Below are 19,004 nucleotides of genomic sequence, written 5' to 3'. Positions count from 1 at the left end.
TTGGGGCAGACGCAAGCCCGGCTGCTAGATTACCGGGTTGAGTACAAAAGCGTTCAGCCCGCCATGCAAGAGAATTCAATGACTGTCAGCACACCGCTTTCCGGCGTCAACCATCCTTTCAAAGGCATCCTGCTGATTGTGCTGGCGACGTTTCTGTTCTCCAGCCACGACGCCTTGTCCAAGTACCTGGCCGGGTTCTACCCGATTGTGATGGTGGTATGGGCGCGTTACCTGGTGCACACCTTGCTGATGGCCGGGATATTCCTGCCGCAATCCGGCTTGCGGGTGCTGCGCAGCAAGCGGCCGGGCATGCAGGTGGTACGTGCTTTGTGCCTGCTGGGCACGAGTTTGTTTTTTACCGCGGCGCTGCATTACATCCCGTTGGCGGAAGCCACGGCGGTGAACTTCCTGGCGCCGATCCTGGTGACGGCGCTGTCGGTGCCCTTGCTTGGCGAGCACGTCACACGTGGCCAATGGCTGGCGGTGATCTGCGGGTTTGTCGGTGTGCTGATCATCATCCACCCCGGCGGCGAGTTGTTCACGCCTGCGGTGCTGCTGCCGCTGTGTTCGGCGATGTTCTTCTGTTTCTACCAATTGCTCACGCGCATCCTCAGCCAATACGACACACCGACCACCAGCAACTTCTTCGCCGGGCTGTGCAATACCTTGGTGATGAGTGCGCTGGTGCCGTTCTTCTGGCAGGTCCCGACGCTGTGGCATGCCTGCCTGATGCTGGCGCTGGGCACCTGCGGCATGACGGCGCACTTGATGCTGACCCAGGCGTTCCGCTTCGCGGCGCCGGCCTTGCTGGCGCCGTTCGGCTATTGCCAGATCGTGTTTGCGGGGTTGTTGGGTTGGCTGGTGTTCAGCCATACCCCCGATGTGACTACGGTGGTCGGCATCGGGGTGATCTGCATGAGCGGGCTGGCCGCTGCCTGGCAGCAGCGGCGGCGGTGAGTTACACCTCGACCTTGGGGATCTTGCGCGGCGCCATGAAGTACATCCAGGTCAGCGCAATGAAATACATCGCCGGGATCAGGGTGAACAACACGGTGTAGTTGTTGTTGGTCACGGTGAGGATGTGCCCGACGATCTGGGTCATGAACATGCCGCCGATGGCCGCACACATGCCGCCGAAACCGAACACCGTGCTCATCATGTGCTTGGGCGTGTAGTCCATCACCAGGCTCCAGATATTGGCGGTCCAGGCCTGGTGCGCGCCGATCGCCAGGGAAATGGCGAACACTGCAACCCACAGCTGGCTGGAACCGGCAGCCATGATCACGCCAACGATGCAGCAGGCAAACAGCAGCATCGACAACAGCCGTGCCTTGATCGCATTCATCCCCCGGCCGATCAGGAATGACGACAGGATCCCGCCACCCACGCTGCCGAAGTCGGCGGTGAGGTAAATGATGATCAGCGGGATACCCATCTGGGTCACGTTGATGCCCAGGTTGTATTGCTGGTTCAAAAACGGCGGCAGCCAATACAGGTAGAACCAGAACACCGGGGCGGTCATTGCGTAGGCAAGGGCGAAGGCCCAGGTGCCGCGCATGCGCAGGATGCGGCTGAACGGCACGCTCGGTTGCTCGGGTTCGGCTTCCTGTTGCACGTAGTCCAATTCGGATTGTTTGGCCGTCGGGTGGTCTTCCGGGTTGTAGTACTTCAACCCCCAGAACACCAGCCAGATCGCGCCGAGTGCCGACATGCACAGGAACGCCGCCTGCCAGCCCCACACGTGCAGGATCAACGGCAGCAGCATTGGGGTCATCATCGCGCCGACGTTGGTGCCGGCGTTGAAGATGCCGGTAGCCACTGCGCGCTCGCCGGCCGGGAACCACAAACGCGTGGTCTTGACGCAGGCGGGGTAGTTGGCGGCTTCGGTCAGGCCGAGGATAAAGCGGCAGACCATAAAGCCCACCGCCGAGGTGGCCAGGCCGTGGGCGCCGGTGGCCAGGCTCCACAGCAGCACGGCGCAGAAGAACACGCGCTTCACGCCCACGCGGTCAATCAGCCGGCCTTGCAGCACAAAACCGATGGCATAACCGACTTGGAACCAAAAGTTGATGTTGGCGTAGTCCATCGCCGTCCAGCTCATCTCTTTGGCCAGGATCGGTTGCATCACGCCCAGGGCGGCGCGGTCGATGTAGTTCAGGGTGGTGGCGAAGAACACCAGGGCCAGCATGCCCCAGCGCGTTTTACCCACGGCCATGGCGCCACGGATCTTGTCGCCGATGCCGGCGTGCGGGTTGCCCGGGCGCGCGGCCAGGGCGGAGTTTTGCGAAGGCATGAGGTCGTACCCGTTTTTGAAATTTTTATGGTGTGTTCTGGGTCTTGGTGCAGGTTCGATGGTGCGCAGTGGTTAAAAAGTCGTCAATTCGCCAACAGGGCATAGTGTTCGGTAATCGCACAAAAAACTAACCGGTTCGTACATTTTAATTGCTGCGTGTAGGCTAGGGGCCAATAATTTGCTGCAAATAACAACTGCCGGGAGTCGCCCCATGCAACGTTCCATTGCCACCGTTTCCTTGAGCGGCACCCTGCCGGAAAAGCTCGAAGCCATCGCCGCTGCCGGGTTCGACGGGGTCGAGATCTTCGAGAACGACCTGTTGTATTACGACGGCAGCCCGCGGGAAGTTAGGCAGATGTGCGCCGACCTGGGCATTGCCATCACCTTGTTCCAGCCGTTCCGTGACTTTGAAGGATGCCGCCGCGACCGCCTGGCGCGCAACCTGGAGCGCGCCGAACGCAAGTTCGATTTGATGCAGGAATTGGGCACCGACCTGGTGCTGGTGTGCAGCAATGCCTCGGCAGATTGCGTGGGCGATGAACGCATTTTGCTCGATGACCTCAGCTTGCTGGCCGAACACGCCGGCCGCCGTGGCCTGCGTATCGGCTATGAAGCGCTGGCCTGGGGCAAGCATGTGAACACTTGGCAGCAGGTGTGGAACCTGGTGCGCCAGGTCGATCACCCAAGCCTGGGCGTGTTGCTCGACAGTTTTCACACGTTGTCGCTCAAGGGTGATCCGAGCGGTATCGCCGACATTCCCGGCGACAAAATCTTTTTTGTGCAAATGGCCGACGCGCCGGTTTTGGCCATGGATGTGCTGGAGTGGAGCCGGCATTTCCGCTGTTTCCCGGGGCAGGGCGAATTTGACGTGGCAGGTTTTCTCGCGCCGATCATCAAAAGTGGCTACACCGGGCCGTTGTCCCTGGAGATTTTCAACGATGGTTTTCGCGCTGCGCCCACCCGTGCGAATGCGGCGGATGGCTTGCGTTCGCTGCTGTACCTGGAAGAGAAAACCCGTGAACGTCTCAAGCAAGAAGCGCCGGCCCAGCCGGTGGAGATTCTGTTTGATACCCCGGCGGCCAGCGAATACGACGGCATCGAGTTCCTCGAGTTTGCTGTGGATGAAAGCCTCGGCGCCAAGCTGACCCACTGGCTGGAGCGCCTGGGGTTCGTCAAGGCTGGGCAGCACCGCTCCAAGAGTGTGAGCCTGCTGCGCCAGGGGGATATCAACCTGATCCTCAACTGTGAACCCTATTCCTTTGCCCACAACTTTTTCGAAGCCCACGGCCCGTCGTTGTGCGCCACGGCCATTCGGGTCAAGGACAGCGCCAAGGCGCTGGAGCGGGCCGTGGCCTACAAAGGCCAGCCGTATCGCGGGCTGGTCGGGCCTAACGAGCTGGAGCTGGCGGCAGTACGTGCGCCAGATGGCAGCCTGATTTATCTGGTGGACCCTGCCGAGGGCGCGCTATACGACACCGACTTCAACTTGCAACCGGCAACGGCGTCCAGCGGCGGCCTGCTGCGCATCGACCATATGGCCATGGCCTTGCCGGCCGACAGCCTCGACAGCTGGGTGCTGTTCTATAAGAGCCTGCTGGATTTCGAAGCCGATGACGAAGTGGTGCTGCCCGACCCTTATGGCCTGGTGAAAAGCCGAGCGTTGCGCAGCCGTTGCAGCTCGATCCGCTTGCCGCTGAATATTTCCGAGAACCGCAACACGGCAATTTCCCACGCGCTGTCGAGCTATCGTGGTTCGGGTGTGCACCATATTGCGTTTGACTGCGCGGATATTTTCGCGGAGGTCAGCCGGGCCAAAGCGGCCGGCGTGCCGTTACTGGATATCCCGCTCAACTACTACGACGACCTGGCCGCACGGTTTGATTTCGACGATGAGTTCCTCAGCGAACTGGCGTACTACAACGTGTTGTACGACCGTGACGCCCAGGGCGGTGAGTTGTTTCATGTGTACACCGAGGCGTTTGAAGGGCGGTTTTTCTTCGAGATCATCCAGCGCAAAAACGGCTATGCCGGTTATGGGGCGGCCAACGTGGCGGTGCGCCTGGCGGCGATGGCCAAATCGCGCAGCGGCGCAGCACGTCAGGCGCGTTTATAACGGCTGGCCAGGTGCTTCCTTCGGGAAGCGCCTCGGCCCATAATCGCCGCCTGCACAACAAAAATGGCCGTGAGCGCACCATGACCCTGACCCCCGACCTCTCCGCTGTGTCAGACACACCGCGCAAGAGTCGCAAGAACAACCCGGAAAAGACCCGCGAAAACATCCTGCAGGAAGCCATCGTCGAGTTTGTTCAGCAGGGCCTGTCCGGCGCGCGCGTGGATGCGATCGCCGAGCGTATCCACACCTCCAAACGCATGATCTATTACTACTTCGGCAGCAAGGAGCAGTTGTACGTCGAGGTGCTGGAAAAACTCTACGGCGACATCCGCAACACCGAAACGCGCATGAACCTCACGGCCCTGGAACCGCGTGAAGCGATCCGCCGGCTGGTGGAGTTCACCTTTGATCACCACGACCAGAACGTGGATTTCGTGCGCATCGTCAGCATCGAAAATATCCACAACGCGGAATACGTGAAGCGCTCGGATTCGATCAAGGCAATGAATAGCAACATCCTCGAAGCGCTGGGCGCCACATTGCGGCGTGGCGCCGAGATGGGGTTGTTTCGTGAGGGGCTGGAGCCGCTGGATGTGCACCTGCTGATCAACTCATTCAGCTTTTACCGGGTGTCCAACCGCCATACCTTCAGTGAGATTTTTCAGATCGAGCTGTCGGATGAAGCGGTTAAACAGCGGCATCGGGAGATGATTTGTGAGTCGGTGATGCGCTACTTACAGGCCTGAATTCACCCGACTCCCAGCTTGGAATGCAACCCATGTGGGAGCTGGCTTGTTGTGGCGAGCAAGCTTGCTTGCGCTGGGGTGCGAAGCGTCCCCAAAAAGCGTGAGACCGCTGCGCAGTCAGCGGGAGCAAGCTTGCTCCCCACAATAAGCCAGCGCCCACATTTTTTGATTCGGTTTCGGCAGTCAGCCATTCATGCTCTGAAAGTGCGCCAGCATTCGCTGCGCATCCGGCGTTTGGCCACTGAACAGTTCAAACGCCTTCACTGCCTGAAACACCGCCATATTGCCGCCGTCCAGCGTGCGGCAACCCAAGGCGCGGGCGTTGCGCAGCAGTTCGGTTTCCAGCGGGAAATACACGATTTCCGCGACCCATAATTCGGCCCGCAACAGCACAGGCGGCACCGGCGTACCGGGCAGCTTGGCCATGCCCATGGGCGTAGTGTTCACCAAGCCGTCTGCCTCGGCCATGGCGTTTTCCAGGTGGTTGCCGACCTGGGCACGACCGGCACCAAAGCGCTGCGCCAGGTTATCCACCAGGTCGCGGGCGCGGGCCAAGTCCACGTCAAAAATACTCAAGTGCTGCACACCTTCGGCCAGCAACGCATGAGCCACTGCTGCGCCCGCACCGCCGGCGCCCATCTGTACCACGCGTTCTCGTGCAACGTCGTGCAAGTTGCGCCGGAAACCTTCGGCAAACCCCAGGCAATCGGTGTTGTGGCCAATGCGCTTGCCGTCCTTGAACACCACGGTGTTGACGGCGCCAATGCCGCGCGCCTCGTCAGACAATTCATCGAGCAGCGCCAGGACCGCCTGCTTGCACGGGTAGGTAATGTTTAACCCGGTGAAGTGCATCAACTCGGCCGCGTCCAGCAGGTCGGGCAGGGCGTTGATGTTCAGTTGCAGCGCTTCCAGGTCGATCAATTGATACAGGCAGCGCAAGCCCTGGGCGTCGCCTTCCTGTTCATGCAAGGCAGGCGTGCGGGAGGCTTGGATGCCGGCGCCGATCAGGCCGGCGAGGATGCGCGGTTTCATCGGGCGGATCCTTTGAGGCTGTGGCTGAAGTGTTCCAGCGCCAGGTGATAACCATGGCTGCCGAAGCCTGCAAGCACCGCCTTGGCAATGGGCGATACAAACGAGTGGTGCCTGAACGCCTCGCGCGCATGCACATTGGATAAATGCACTTCAATCACCGGCACTTCACTGGCCACCAGTGCGTCGCGAATCGCTACGGAGGTGTGGGTCCAGGCCGCCGGGTTGATCACGATACCGGCGCAGCGCGCACGGGCGCCGTGGATCCAGTCGAGCAGTTCGCCTTCGTGGTTGGTCTGGCGAAATTCGATTTTCAACCCGAGGTTTTCCGCGCTGCGACCGCACAGTGCGGCGATGTCGGCCAGGGTTTCATGCCCGTAGGTAGCAGGCTCGCGGGTGCCGAGCAGGTTGAGGTTGGGGCCGTTGAGCACCAGCACGATGGGCGGCATAAAGGGTCTCTCCACACTTATTATTGGTTGTGCGGATAAAATGTACTGGATGGTTAATTTGGTCAATTGAAGGCGGCTGATGTGTTCGATTATCGAACGCTTATTCTGAGGCATACCGGCACAGCATCAGATTAGATATCAATTGAAAATCAACCTCGATGCCGGACTGGGCGAGCGCACGGCATGCGTATTTGCTGGCGCGGATTCAGTTGAAGTATTACGCGGGGTTGCTGAGCGAGCAGGACTTGCGGGCGTTGGCAGGGTATTCCCAGCCGTCGGCATGAGTGGTTACAACCCCGCATTCGCGGGCTTGTTCGTCGTTACTAATCTGTAAAACAGCTTCGCAAGGATGGAGCCGGTTGTCGGGTGCCACGGAAAAATTGTTACCTGACGGAAAATAACCTAACGGATGGGTTACGATGAGAGTAGGTGCTTACAAGGGATATGTGATTTCGGTGTTTCTCAGGGATGAACACTGCCCGCCCCACGTTCATGTCAGGGGCATGGCATGGGATGCGCGTTTTCGTTTCAGCTTTCTGGATGGGGATGTGGAGTTGTGGGATGTAGAGCCGGATCGCAGGCGGCCATCCACTGCGCTCCTGAAGGAAATACGCGAGGCGATCATGCAGCCGCATTACCTGGCGCGGGCACGCAGGATCTGGTGGGAGAAGCTGCAAACGGTTTGCCTGGAGAACCATTCCTGGGATTGGGACGCCGATGAGGTACTGCCAGGGCTGATCATTCAGCGCGGTGTTTATGTGATTGCACGTGCCCGGCACGATGTCGTAGGGCAGAAGACAATTTTGAATCTGGTCAGGGCACCGGGTTTTGTGGAGATTGATTTATGAAAAAAATCGTAAAAGCCAAAGTCGTGCCGTATAAGCCGCTCACGGACGCCGATGTCGACAAGGCAATCGCCCGTGGGCGCAAGCTCAAACGTCTGTACGCCAATGCCAGCAATGTGCGCTATGAACACGAGTGCATTTCCATCGGCTTCAGCGACGGCAGCCGCGTCATGTTGCCTGTAGCCGGGCTACCGGAGTTCGAAGGGTTTTCCCAGGCGGACTTTCAACAACTGGAGGTCGGCTTTGGCGGCAAGGCGCTGTGCTGTGAGGCGCAGGATCTGGATGTGTCGATCACCGGCCTCATCGCCACCAGCCAGCCCTTGATGGACCTGGCGACAAGCCTGGTGGCATCGCGTAACGGTCGCAAGAGCAGCGCCGCCAAAACCGCCGCCGCCCGAGCCAATGGCAAGAAGGGCGGTCGGCCACGCAAGGAGCCGTTGGATAACGGTGATTCAACAGATGCATGAAAATCCAGTGTGGGAGCTGGCTTGCCTGCGATAGCGGTGTACCAGTTGACCGATGCAGGGCAGGCCTACCGCCATCGCAGGCAAGCCAGCTCCCACAGTTTACCGCCGGGTCAATAACACCCCGGATTCCATATGGTGGGTCCAGGGGAACTGGTCAAACATCGCACACTGGGTAATCCGGTGCGTGTCATGCAGTTGCGCAATGTTCGCCGCCAACGTCTCCGGGTTGCAGGAGATGTACAGGATGTTGTCAAAACGTCGGGTCAGTTCGCAGGTGTCCGGGTCCATGCCGGCGCGCGGTGGGTCGACGAAGACACTACCGAATTCGTAGCTCTTCAGGTCGATGCCGTGCAGACGGCGGAACGGGCGCACTTCGTTGAGGGCCTCAGTGAGTTCTTCGGCGGACAGGCGCACCAGCGTGACGTTATCCACTGCGTTCTCATCGAGGTTGCTTAAGGCCGCATTCACCGAGGTCTTGCTGATTTCGGTGGCCAGCACCTTACGCACGCGGGTCGCCAGTGGCAGGGTGAAGTTGCCGTTGCCGCAGTACAGCTCCAGCAAATCATCCGGGCGATCGCCCAAGGCTTCATAGGCCCAGTTGAGCATCTTCTGGTTCACGGTGCCGTTGGGCTGGGTGAACGCGCCCTCGGGTTGGCGGTAGCTGAACGTGCGGCCACCGACCTCGAGTTTTTCCACCACGTAATCGTGGCCGATCACATCACGCTTGCCCTTGGAGCGGCCGATGATGCTGACATTCAAGTCGGCCGCCAGCTTGTTCGCAGCAGTGTGCCAATGCTCGTCCAGCGGGCGGTGATAGCACAGGGTAATCATCGCGTCGCCGGCCAGTGTGGTCAGGAACTCCACCTGGAACAGCTTGTGGCTCAAGGCTGCGCTGGCTTGCCAGGCGGCCTTGAGTTGCGGCATCAACTGGTTGATGCGCTGGCTGGCGATCGGGAATTCTTCGATCAGGATCGGCGTGCGTTTGTCGTCCTGGGAGAACATCGCGTAGTGGCGCTCGCCGCCTTCGCGCCACAGGCGGAACTCCGCGCGCAGGCGGAAGTTCTGCAGCGGCGAATCGAAGACCTGCGGTTCGGGGGCGTCGAACGGTGCCAACAGGTCACGCAGGCGCGTGACCTTGTCTTGCAGTTGAACGGTGTAGCTTGCGGCGTCAAAAGTCATGCGTTGAACCAGCCCAGCTTGATCACAAACAGAATCGACAGGATCACCAGTGCCGGGTTCAGCTCACGGTAGCGGCCCGAAAGCAGCTTGATGGCAGTCCAGGCGATGAAACCGAAGGCAATGCCGTTGGCGATGGAGTAAGTGAAAGGCATCGCCAGGGCGGTGACCACCACCGGCGCTGCAACAGTAATGTCATCCCAGTCGATTTCGGCCAGGCCCTGGGTCATCAGCACGGCCACGAACAGCAGCGCCGGTGCGGTGGCAAACGCTGGCACACTGGCGGCCAGCGGCGAGAAGAACAGCGCCAGCAGGAACAGGATGGCGACCACAATGGCGGTCAAGCCGGTACGGCCACCGGCACTCACGCCCGCAGCCGACTCGATGTAGCTGGTGGTGGTCGACGTACCCAGCAGCGAACCGGCCATGGCGGCGGTACTGTCGGCGATCAGTGCACGGCCCATTTTCGGCATGTGGCCGTCCTTGCCCATCAGGCCGGCGCGTTTGGCCACACCGATCAGGGTGCCGGAGTTGTCGAACAGGTCAACGAACAGGAAGGCGAAGATCACGCTGACCAGGCCGATGTCCAACGCGCCTTTGATATCCAGCTGCAGGAAGGTCGGGGCCAGGGACGGTGGCATGGAAGTGACGCCGCCGAATGGAGTGAACCCCATCACGATAGACACGATGGTCACCGCCAGGATGCCAATCAGCACCGCGCCGCGTACTGCAAGGGCCTCTAGCGCAACAATCAGCGCGAAACCCAGGGTGGCGAGAATCGGCGCCGGTTGTTTCAGGTCGCCCAGGCCGACCATGGTGGCCGGGTTGCTGACCACGATGCCGGCGTTGTGCAGGGCGATCAGCGCCAGGAACAGGCCGATACCGGCGGCAATCGCCGAGCGCAGCGGCAGCGGGATGCTGTTGATGATCCACTCACGAATGCGGAAGATCGACAGCAGGAAGAACAACACCGCCGAAATGAACACCGCGCCCAGCGCGACTTGCCAGGTGTGGCCCATGTGCAGGACCACGGTGTAGGTGAAGAAGGCATTGAGGCCCATGCCCGGTGCCAGCGCGATCGGGTAGTTGGCGATCAGGCCCATCACGGTCGAACCGATGGCGGCGGCCAGGCAGGTGGCGACAAATACCGCGCCCTTGTCCATACCGGTCTCGCCGAGAATGCTCGGGTTCACGAACAGAATGTAGGCCATGGCCAGAAAGGTCGTGATACCCGCGAGAATTTCGGTGCGCACGTTGGTGTTGTGTGCTTTGAGTTGAAACAGCTTTTCCAGCATGCCGGCTCCCTGTGACGCTATTTTGCGTCGTTATTTGTTGACCTCTAAGTCAAAGCACAAACTGCGCCAAGCGCCTGTGGTTTCAGAGAGGATCGGAAAAAGCGGCGCATGATACCAGCAGCCGACGCGATGTGGCGGATAGGCTGCGTATTCTCGACTCTGGCCTTGAGGCATACTGCGCCGACGTTAAATACAGGGTCGTTCTCAGCATGAAAAAAGCCAACGCCAGCAGTCTAGCTCTGTTCGCCGCAATCGGCCTGGGGCTTGTGGCACCGGCGTGGGGCGCGGCTGCACCGCCGTTGAGCGAGGTGCGGGTGTTCAAGGTCGAGTCGGCGCGTTGCACGGAAACCATCCCCACATATGTGACGACCACCCAGATGTGTACTCATCGTGGGCCGACCAAGGTCTCGGTGATGGAGGTCGGCCTGGGCAAAAGCCCGATGGGGCGCTTCAATGGCGCCGAATTGAATGGGCAACGCACGCCGGTCTGTCAGGTGGGCAACATCAGCGAAGTCTGTAACGGCGCAGGCACTGTGATGGGCTACATCTATGTGTTTGACCTGAATGTCCAGGCCCAAGGTTGGTTCGAATTCAGCAATATCTCGATCAATGGCGCGCAAAACACCTTGAAGCTCGAATTCAACATCCTCTGATCAATCCCCTTGAACGCTCACTACCCCGGGAAGTCGTAGCCCTAAGACGGCGACTTTCCTGAACGCCGCGGATGTGCACCAACCCGTGAGGTGTTTATGAGCGCGACCCCTAATGGCGCGACGACCCAACCGTTCGTCAGCCACCCGATACGCCTGACCCTGAATGGCCAAGACCGCCAGTTGCAGGTGTTGCCCTGGACCACCTTGCTGGACCTGCTGCGCGAACAGCTGGATCTGGTGGGTAGCAAAAAAGGCTGCGACCACGGCCAATGCGGCGCCTGCACGGTGTTGCGCGATGGCAAGCGTATCAACGCCTGCCTGACCCTGGCGGTGATGTGCGACGGTGCCGAATTGACCACCATCGAGGGCTTGGCCGACGGCGACCAGTTACACCCGATGCAGCAGGCTTTTATCCAGCGTGACGCGTTCCAGTGCGGCTACTGCACACCGGGGCAAATTTGCTCCGCCGTCGGCCTGGCCAATGAGGGCCGCGCCCATGACACGGCGCAAATCAAGGAGCTGATGAGCGGCAACCTGTGCCGCTGCGGGGCCTACAGCAATATTCGCGATGCCATTGAAGACGTCGTGCTGGGAGGTGACCAATGAACCCCTTCCAGTACAGCAAGCCGGCCGATGTGCATGAAGCCGTGCACTTGAGCAGCGCGACGTCGCGGTTTATCGCAGGAGGCACCAACCTGCTGGACCTGATGAAAGAAAACATCAGCCGCCCCGAACACCTGATCGACATCACCGGCTTGGCGCTCAAAGGCGTAGAAGCGACCGCCGACGGCGGGGTGATGATCGGCGCGTTGGTCAGCAATGCCGACCTGGCCTGGCACCCGTTGATCGAGGCGCGCTACCCATTGCTGTCCCAGGCCATCCTGGCGGGTGCCTCGCCGCAGTTGCGCAACATGGCCAGTACCGGCGGCAACCTGCTGCAACGTACCCGTTGCTACTATTTTTATGATGCCAGCGTGCCGTGCAATAAGCGTGAACCTGGCAGCGGCTGCCCGGCGCGCACCGGGTTGAACCGCATCCATGCGATCCTCGGCGCCAGCGAACACTGCGTGGCCACCCATCCCTCGGACATGTGCGTCGCCCTCGCAGCGCTGCAGGCGCGGGTGCATGTAGAAGGACGTGGCGGCGCGCGGGTAATCGAGTTTGCTGATTTTCATCGCTTGCCGGGCGATACGCCCGAGCGCGACAACCTGCTGGCCGACGATGAGCTGATTACCGCCATCGAACTGCCGCCTGACCGTCTCGCCAGCCATAGCCACTACCTGAAGATCCGCGACCGTGCGTCCTACGCCTTCGCGCTGGTCTCCGTTGCCGCCGCGCTGGAACTGCAAGGCGACACCATCGTCGATGCGCGCCTGGCCCTTGGCGGTGTGGCCCACAAACCCTGGCGCGATCGCGCTGTGGAAGCCGCCCTGATCGGGCAAACGGTCAGCCGTGAAACCTTCAGCCAGGCCGCTGACGCCCTGCTGCAAGACGCAGAACCCTTGGAACACAACAGCTTCAAGATCAAGTTGGCACGCCGCGCAATTATCCGTGCCCTGAGCGACGCTGCTGTCGCAGGAGAACGCCCATGACCGCCGTCGGCAAACCCCTGGACCGTGTTGACGGTCTGCTCAAGGTCACCGGCCAGGCGCGTTATGCCGGTGAGTTTCCAGGCAACGACTTGCTGCATGGCAGTGTCGTCTCAAGCACGATTGCCAAGGGCCGGGTCCTCCGGGTCGACGCGTCCAAAGCCCTGGCGCTGCCGGGCGTGATCAAGGTGCTAGATCATCTGAACCGCCCCAAACTCGCCAGCTACGATGAGGCCTTCGCCGATGCCGATGCAGCCGACGGCTCGCCGTTTCGCCCGCTGTATAACGACCGCGTACTGTATAGCGGCCAACCCCTGGCCTTGGTGATCGCTGACAACCTTGAACTGGCGCGGCACGCTGCCTCGCTGGTCGAGGTCGAATACGCGAGCGAGGCGTTTGCAACCGACTTGGTTGCCCTGCAGGAGCAGGCGCACCCCTCGCCGCAAACGCCGCCCAAGCCACGGGGCAACTTCCAGGCCGAGTGGGCCGCTGCCGCCGTCAGCCTGGATATGCACTACAGCACGCCCATCGAGCACCACAACCCGATGGAACCCCACGCCAGCACCGTGCTGTATCAGCCGGACGGCACCCTGCATATCCACGACAAGACCCAAGGCCCGCAGAACTGCCAGGCCTATGTGCAAAAAGTCTTTGGCCTGGATAAAAGCCAGGTAAGGATCTTCGCCGCGTTTGTCGGCGGTGCCTTTGGCTCGGGCCTGCGCCCGCAATATCAATTGCCGTTGGCGGTGATGGCCGCGCTGGCGCTCAAGCGTTCGGTGCGCGTCACCTTGACCCGTCAACAGATGTTCACCTTTGGCTACCGCCCGCGCACCCTGCAGCGTTTGCAGCTGGGCGCTGCCGCCAATGGACGCCTGTTGGCGTTGGGCCACACTGCGATTGGCCAGACCTCGCGCTTCGAAGATTTCAGCGAACATGTGGTGGAATGGAGCGGCATGCTTTACCACTGCGACAATGTGCAACTGACCTACAAACTGGTGCCTCTGGACGTGTATACGCCGATGGACATGCGTGCGCCGGGCGCTGCGCTGGGTGTGATCGGTCTGGAATGTGCGATGGATGAACTGGCCTGCGCCCTTGGGATGGACCCTGTGCAACTGCGGCTGATCAACTACGCCGAGCGCAACCAGAACGAAGACAAACCCTGGTCGAGCAAAGCCCTGCGCGAGTGTTACCGCGAAGGCGCCGAGCGCTTCGGCTGGAGCCAGCGCAACCCCGAGCCGCGCAGCATGCGTGATGGCAACCAGTTGATCGGCTGGGGCATGGCCGGTGGTGTATGGGAGGCCATGCAGATGAAGGCCAGCGCCAAGGCGCAGTTGGATGCCCAAGGCCAATTGACGGTCAGCAGCGCCACCACTGATATCGGCACGGGCACCTACACGGTGATGACCCAGATTGCCGCGCAAACCAGTGGTGTGGCGATGGCCGATGTGCGTTTTCTGCTTGGCGACTCGTCGTTACCCACGGCGCCGTTACAGGGCGGCTCGTTTACCGTGTCGTCCGTCGGCACTGCGGTGCAGCAAGCCTGCGAGGCGCTGAACGCCAAGCTGCTGGCGATTGCCCGGCAGACTTACCCAGTGTTCAAAGAGGTTGAATCGGTGCGTTTTGAAGACGGCCAGTTGCACACCGGTGATGTGAGTGTGTCCTTGGCACAACTGGTCAAGGACAGTGGCGAAGAGGCGTTGGCCGTTCAGGTTGACAGCCAGCCGGACAAAAAGCGTGAAGGTTATGCGACCGCGACCCATTCGGCAGTGTTTGTCGAGGTTCAGGTAGACGAAGACCTGGGCACGATCAAGGTGCGTCGGGTGGTCAGCGCCATTGCCGCCGGGCGGGTGGTCAACCCGAAGATGGCCCGCAGCCAGATCCTCGGCGGCGTGGTCTGGGGCATCGGCATGGCCCTGCATGAAGAAACCCAGATCGATCATCACCTGGGGCGCTACATGAACCACAGCCTGGCCGAGTACCACATCCCGGTAAATGCCGACATCGGCGACATTGAGGTGATTTTTGTCGACGAACACGACGAAATCGTCAACGCCCTGGGCTCCAAGGGCGTGGGAGAAATCGGCATTGTCGGGGTCGCGGCAGCGGTGGCGAATGCGATCTACCATGCCACCGGCAAGCGGGTGCGGGAGTTTCCTATCACCCTGGATAAGGTGCTGTAACCCGGTCTCCAAGCCACAGAAGGTCAAAATGTGGGAGCGGGCTTGCTCGCGAATACGGCGTGTCAGATACACATTCAGTGACTGACACACTGCATTCGCGAGCAAGCCCGCTCCCACATTGACTGCATTTCAACATCCGGTTCACCGGTGCCTCAGGCCTTGGTTTCTTCCACCGGCACATGCATCCGATCGCGGTTCGCCAGGGTCGGAAACAGCTTTATCCACACCCCCGTCACCAACAGCGTACCGATCCCGCCCATGACCACGGCAGGCACCGTGCCGAACCAGTGGGCGGTAATCCCCGATTCAAACTCGCCCAGTTGGTTGGATGCGCCGATAAACAGGCCGTTGACCGCACTGACGCGCCCGCGCATTTCATCCGGGGTTTCCAGTTGCACGAACGAAGCGCGGATCACCATGCTGATCATGTCCGCCGCGCCCAGCACTACCAGCACGGCCAGCGAAAACCAGAACGAAGTCGACAGGCCGAATGCGATGGTTGCCACGCCAAACACACCGACGGCGGTAAACATCACGCGCCCGACCTGCCGGTCCACCGAGAACCTCGCCAGCCACAGCGACATCAACAACGCGCCCACCGCCGGCGCCGAACGCAGCAGGCCCAGGCCCCAGGCGCCGGTCAGCAGGATGTCCTTGGCGAACACTGGCAGCAATGCGGTTGCACCGCCCAGCAGCACGGCGAACAGGTCCAACGAGATGGCGCCAAGGATATCCGGGCGGCTGCGAATGAAGCGGATCCCGGCCAGCAGCGAGTCCATGGTTGCCTTGGCCTTGTTCAGCGGCGTCTGGCGTGCGGGCAGGTTAAGGGTCAGCACGCAGGCGATCAGGTACAGCGCCACGGTTGGGCCATACACCCACACGCTGCCAAACGCATAGAGCAAGCCGCCCAACGCCGGCGCGACAATGGTGGCCAGTTGCTGGGCCGACTGCGACGAGGCTACGGCCCGTGGGAACAGCGCGCTGGGCACGATACTGGGCAACAGCGCCTGGGTGGTGGGCATTTCAAACGAGCGCGCAGCGCCAAGCAGGAACGCGAGGATAAAGATCATCTCGCGGGTCACGTTGCCGGTCAGCCCGCCAATGGCCAGAGACAGGGCAATCAATGCCTGCACGGTCTGGCAGATGGCAGCGACCTTGCGCCGCTCATAACGATCGGCCACGTGGCCTGTGTGCAACATGAACAGCACCCGTGGGATGAACTCCACCAGGCCGACCAAACCCAGGTCCAGCACATTGCCGGTCAGTTGGTAGAGGTTCCAGCCGATGGCCACGGTGAGCATCTGGAAACCGCTTGCGGTAAAGATCCGCGCCAGCCAGAACGCGATGAAAGGGCGGTGGTGACGCAACAGCAACGCAGGTTCACTAGGCATCGGGAAGTCAGGTCAGGAGCAGAGGGAGCGGGCAGATTAGCATCAAGCTGTAACAAATAGTTGCAAGAACTGAGCTGAGGCAAGCTGTCACGCGGCAAAAGACCACGCCGTCCTACAGCCAAAATGGGACTACTCTTTGAGCAATGCTTGATCCAGATCAAAACCGGCCCCGGGATTGTTCTGGCGGCCGAAAGGCCAGAATCCCTACGTGATGGGTAAAAAAAGAAACGAATTGAAATTCGCCACACTCCATATCCGTGGGGGCAGTGGGTGCAGGCTCCCGCCAGCAGCCGGTATTACCTGACAGAGGAAGACTTATGTTCGGTTTGGAGGCGCTAGATCTCGCCCGAATTCAATTCGCGTTCACCATCTCGTTTCACATCCTGTTCCCGGCGATTACCATCGGCCTGGCCAGCTACCTTGCGGTGCTGGAAGGCTTGTGGCTCAAGACCCACAACGATACCTACCGTGACCTCTACCATTTCTGGTCGAAGATCTTTGCCGTCAACTTCGGCATGGGGGTGGTTTCGGGCCTGGTCATGGCTTACCAGTTTGGTACCAACTGGAGCCGCTTTTCGGACTTCGCCGGCGCCGTTACCGGGCCGCTTCTGACCTACGAAGTGCTCACGGCCTTCTTCCTTGAGGCGGGTTTCCTCGGGGTGATGTTGTTCGGCTGGAACAAGGTGGGGCGCAAGCTGCATTTTTTTGCCACGGTGATGGTGGCCGTCGGTACGCTGATTTCGACCTTCTGGATTCTCGCGTCCAACAGCTGGATGCAGACGCCCCAAGGCTTTGAAATTATCGACGGCCGGGTGATTCCTACCGACTGGTTGGCGGTGATCTTCAACCCGTCGTTCCCCTACCGCCTGATGCACATGGCTACAGCGGCCTTTGTCGCCACGGCGTTCTTCGTCGGTTCTTCGGCGGCCTGGCACTTGTTGCGCGGCAAGGACAACCCGGCGATCCGCACCATGCTGTCGATGGCGATGTGGATGGCCTTGATTGTGGCGCCTATCCAGGCGGTGATTGGTGACTTCCATGGCCTCAACACCTTGAAGCACCAACCGGCGAAAATCGCCGCGATTGAAGGCCACTGGGAAAATATCGGCAACGAGCCGACGCCGCTGATCCTGTTCGGCTGGCCCGACATGAAGGCTGAGAAAACCAAATACGCGGTGGAAATTCCGTACCTTGGCAGCCTGATCCTGACCCACTCCCTGGACAAGCAGGTGCCGGCGCTCAAGGAGTTCCCGCCTGAGGACCGCCCCAATTCGACCATTGTGTTCTGGTCGTTCCGGGTCATGGTCGGCCTGGGCTTCCTGATGATCTTCACCGGTCTGTTCAGCCTCTGGCTGCGCCGGGGCGACAAGATGTACACGTCCAAGCCGTTCCTGTACCTGGCATTGTGGATGGGGCCTTCCGGCTTGATCGCGATTCTTGCCGGTTGGTTCACCACCGAAATCGGCCGCCAGCCGTGGGTGGTGTATGGGCTGATGCGCACGGCGGATGCTTCATCCGGGCATAGCCTGGCGCAGATGACCATCACGCTGGTGTTGTTCGTGGTGGTGTACTTCGCGCTGTTCGGCGCCGGTTTGGGCTACATGATGCGCCTGGTGCGCAAAGGCCCGCAGACCCACGAAGGCAGCGAGCCAACCCATGGTGGCCCTGGCCAGAAACGTACACCGGCCCGTCCGTTGTCCGCCGCCGATGACGGCAGCGATGACGACCACGCCCACATCCAGCACAAGGGGAATTGAGATGGGTATTGATCTTCCGCTGATCTGGGCCGTAATTATCATCTTCGGCATCATGATGTACGTGGTGATGGACGGCTTCGACCTGGGCATCGGCATCCTCTTTCCGTTTATCCCCGGCAAAGTCGACCGCGATGTGATGATGAACACCGTCGCGCCGGTATGGGACGGCAACGAAACCTGGCTGGTACTCGGCGGCGCGGCGCTGTTCGGCGCTTTCCCGCTGGCGTATTCGGTGGTGTTGTCGGCGTTGTACCTGCCGCTGATCCTGATGCTGATCGGGCTGATCTTCCGCGGCGTGGCCTTTGAGTTCCGCTTCAAGGCCAAGGACGACAAGCGCCACCTGTGGGACAAGGCGTTTATTGGTGGCTCCATCGCCGCGACGTTCTTCCAGGGCGTGGCGCTGGGGGCGTTTATCGATGGCATTCCGGTGGTGAATCGCCAGTTTGCCGGCGGTTCGCTCGATTGGCTTACGCCATTCACCCTGTTCTGCGGCGTTGCACTGGTGGTCGCCTATGCCTTGCTCGGTTGCACCTGGCTGATCATGAAAACCGAAGGCAAGTTGCAGGAGCAGATGCACAACCTGGCGCGGCCCTTGGCCTTTGTGGTGCTGGCGGTGATCGGCATCGTCAGCCTGTGGACGCCGCTGGCGCACCCGGAAATTGCTTCACGCTGGTTCACCCTGCCGAACCTGTTCTGGTTCCTGCCGGTGCCGATTTTGGTGCTGGTGACCATGTACGGGTTGATCCGCGCGGTGGCGCGTAATGCCCACTACACGCCGTTCCTGCTGACGCTGGTGCTGATCTTCCTCGGCTACAGCGGCTTGGGCATCAGCCTGTGGCCGAACATTATTCCGCCTTCCGTGTCGATCTGGGACGCCGCTGCTCCACCGCAGAGCCAGGGTTTCATGCTGGTGGGCACGTTGTTCATCATCCCATTTATTCTGGGCTACACCTTCTGGAGCTATTACGTGTTCCGCGGCAAGGTCACCCACGAAGACGGCTACCACTAGGAGGGTCGT

Annotated in this window: 18 protein-coding genes; 12 read left to right on the top strand and 6 right to left on the bottom strand. The window is 60.7% G+C overall.

Going from position 1 to position 19,004, the window contains the following annotated elements; translation table 11 throughout:
• The first annotated feature begins 78 nt into the window (after positions 1 to 78).
• Entirely contained in the window at positions 79 to 957 is an 879-nt protein-coding gene (locus ACTD9P_RS04820; protein WP_017139333.1) for a DMT family transporter, read from the top strand.
• 1 nt (position 958) lies between these two features.
• On the opposite strand, the gene ACTD9P_RS04815 is transcribed toward ACTD9P_RS04820, so the two are convergent.
• Entirely contained in the window at positions 959 to 2,293 is a 1,335-nt protein-coding gene (locus tag ACTD9P_RS04815) for an MFS transporter (RefSeq protein WP_438866876.1), read from the bottom strand.
• 211 nt (positions 2,294 to 2,504) lie between these two features.
• Between ACTD9P_RS04815 and quiC the strand changes: the two genes are divergently transcribed.
• Positions 2,505 to 4,406 carry a 3-dehydroshikimate dehydratase QuiC gene (quiC, locus tag ACTD9P_RS04810; protein ID WP_438866875.1) on the top strand — a complete coding sequence of 634 codons (1,902 nt, stop codon included), beginning with the start codon at positions 2,505 to 2,507 and terminating at the stop codon, positions 4,404 to 4,406.
• An 80-nt stretch (positions 4,407 to 4,486) separates the two neighbouring features.
• A complete protein-coding gene (locus ACTD9P_RS04805; protein WP_219269372.1) occupies positions 4,487 to 5,152 on the top strand; it encodes a TetR/AcrR family transcriptional regulator in 666 nt (221 codons plus the stop codon).
• A 183-nt stretch (positions 5,153 to 5,335) separates the two neighbouring features.
• On the opposite strand, the gene ACTD9P_RS04800 is transcribed toward ACTD9P_RS04805, so the two are convergent.
• On the bottom strand, positions 5,336 to 6,184 hold the full coding sequence (locus ACTD9P_RS04800) for a shikimate dehydrogenase (protein ID WP_438866874.1): 849 nt from the start codon (positions 6,182 to 6,184) through the stop codon (positions 5,336 to 5,338).
• Positions 6,181 to 6,630, bottom strand: coding sequence for a type II 3-dehydroquinate dehydratase (aroQ, locus tag ACTD9P_RS04795; protein WP_056858207.1), 450 nt, complete (start codon positions 6,628 to 6,630; stop codon positions 6,181 to 6,183). Before aroQ ends, ACTD9P_RS04800 begins: the two co-directional genes overlap by 4 nt.
• 158 nt (positions 6,631 to 6,788) lie before the next feature.
• Between aroQ and ACTD9P_RS04790 the strand changes: the two genes are divergently transcribed.
• The 3 genes from ACTD9P_RS04790 to ACTD9P_RS04780 all read left to right on the top strand — a co-directional run bounded on the left by ACTD9P_RS04790 (position 6,789) and on the right by ACTD9P_RS04780 (position 7,942).
• Positions 6,789 to 6,914: a hypothetical protein gene (locus ACTD9P_RS04790; protein ID WP_438866890.1), complete on the top strand. Its 126-nt coding sequence runs from the start codon at positions 6,789 to 6,791 to the stop codon at positions 6,912 to 6,914.
• A gap of 135 nt (positions 6,915 to 7,049) precedes the next feature.
• Positions 7,050 to 7,478, top strand: a complete 429-nt coding sequence (locus ACTD9P_RS04785; protein WP_438866873.1) for a DUF4160 domain-containing protein — start codon at positions 7,050 to 7,052, stop codon at positions 7,476 to 7,478.
• Complete coding sequence (locus ACTD9P_RS04780) at positions 7,475 to 7,942, top strand: DUF2442 domain-containing protein (RefSeq protein ID WP_219269362.1); 468 nt, start codon at positions 7,475 to 7,477, stop codon at positions 7,940 to 7,942. Before ACTD9P_RS04785 ends, ACTD9P_RS04780 begins: the two co-directional genes overlap by 4 nt.
• A 99-nt stretch (positions 7,943 to 8,041) precedes the next feature.
• On the opposite strand, the gene trmA is transcribed toward ACTD9P_RS04780, so the two are convergent.
• Positions 8,042 to 9,121 carry a tRNA (uridine(54)-C5)-methyltransferase TrmA gene (trmA, locus tag ACTD9P_RS04775; protein ID WP_438866872.1) on the bottom strand — a complete coding sequence of 360 codons (1,080 nt, stop codon included), beginning with the start codon at positions 9,119 to 9,121 and terminating at the stop codon, positions 8,042 to 8,044.
• The gene (locus tag ACTD9P_RS04770; RefSeq protein ID WP_065911126.1) at positions 9,118 to 10,413 is read right to left on the bottom strand and encodes an NCS2 family permease; all 1,296 of its coding nucleotides are present in this window, start codon (positions 10,411 to 10,413) and stop codon (positions 9,118 to 9,120) included. Before ACTD9P_RS04770 ends, trmA begins: the two co-directional genes overlap by 4 nt.
• Before the next feature lie 209 nt (positions 10,414 to 10,622).
• Here ACTD9P_RS04770 and ACTD9P_RS04765 point away from each other — a divergent pair, with 209 nt between their 5' ends.
• From ACTD9P_RS04765 to ACTD9P_RS04750, 4 genes are all read left to right on the top strand, one after another.
• On the top strand, positions 10,623 to 11,066 hold the full coding sequence (locus ACTD9P_RS04765; RefSeq protein WP_438866871.1) for a DUF4879 domain-containing protein: 444 nt from the start codon (positions 10,623 to 10,625) through the stop codon (positions 11,064 to 11,066).
• A gap of 96 nt (positions 11,067 to 11,162) precedes the next feature.
• Positions 11,163 to 11,672 carry a (2Fe-2S)-binding protein gene (locus tag ACTD9P_RS04760; RefSeq protein ID WP_438866870.1) on the top strand — a complete coding sequence of 170 codons (510 nt, stop codon included), beginning with the start codon at positions 11,163 to 11,165 and terminating at the stop codon, positions 11,670 to 11,672.
• A complete protein-coding gene (locus ACTD9P_RS04755; RefSeq protein WP_438866869.1) occupies positions 11,669 to 12,658 on the top strand; it encodes an FAD binding domain-containing protein in 990 nt (329 codons plus the stop codon). The genes ACTD9P_RS04760 and ACTD9P_RS04755 overlap by 4 nt, the downstream gene beginning before the upstream one ends.
• Complete coding sequence (locus tag ACTD9P_RS04750) at positions 12,655 to 14,838, top strand: xanthine dehydrogenase family protein molybdopterin-binding subunit (RefSeq protein ID WP_438866868.1); 2,184 nt, start codon at positions 12,655 to 12,657, stop codon at positions 14,836 to 14,838. Before ACTD9P_RS04755 ends, ACTD9P_RS04750 begins: the two co-directional genes overlap by 4 nt.
• 152 nt (positions 14,839 to 14,990) lie before the next feature.
• Here the strand turns inward: ACTD9P_RS04750 and ACTD9P_RS04745 are convergent, their stop codons facing one another.
• Entirely contained in the window at positions 14,991 to 16,229 is a 1,239-nt protein-coding gene (locus tag ACTD9P_RS04745) for an MFS transporter (protein WP_438866867.1), read from the bottom strand.
• Positions 16,230 to 16,546: 317 nt separating this feature from the next.
• On the opposite strand from ACTD9P_RS04745, the gene ACTD9P_RS04740 reads away from it, so the two are divergent.
• Positions 16,547 to 17,986: a cytochrome ubiquinol oxidase subunit I gene (locus ACTD9P_RS04740; RefSeq protein ID WP_065911132.1), complete on the top strand. Its 1,440-nt coding sequence runs from the start codon at positions 16,547 to 16,549 to the stop codon at positions 17,984 to 17,986.
• Between the two features lies 1 nt (position 17,987).
• On the top strand, positions 17,988 to 18,995 hold the full coding sequence (gene cydB / locus ACTD9P_RS04735; protein WP_056858218.1) for a cytochrome d ubiquinol oxidase subunit II: 1,008 nt from the start codon (positions 17,988 to 17,990) through the stop codon (positions 18,993 to 18,995).
• The last annotated feature ends 9 nt before the right edge of the window (positions 18,996 to 19,004 follow it).

The sequence above is a fragment of the Pseudomonas onubensis genome (assembly GCF_965653655.1).
Classification (GTDB): domain Bacteria; phylum Pseudomonadota; class Gammaproteobacteria; order Pseudomonadales; family Pseudomonadaceae; genus Aquipseudomonas.
This window is presented reverse-complemented; position numbering and strand designations above follow the sequence as displayed.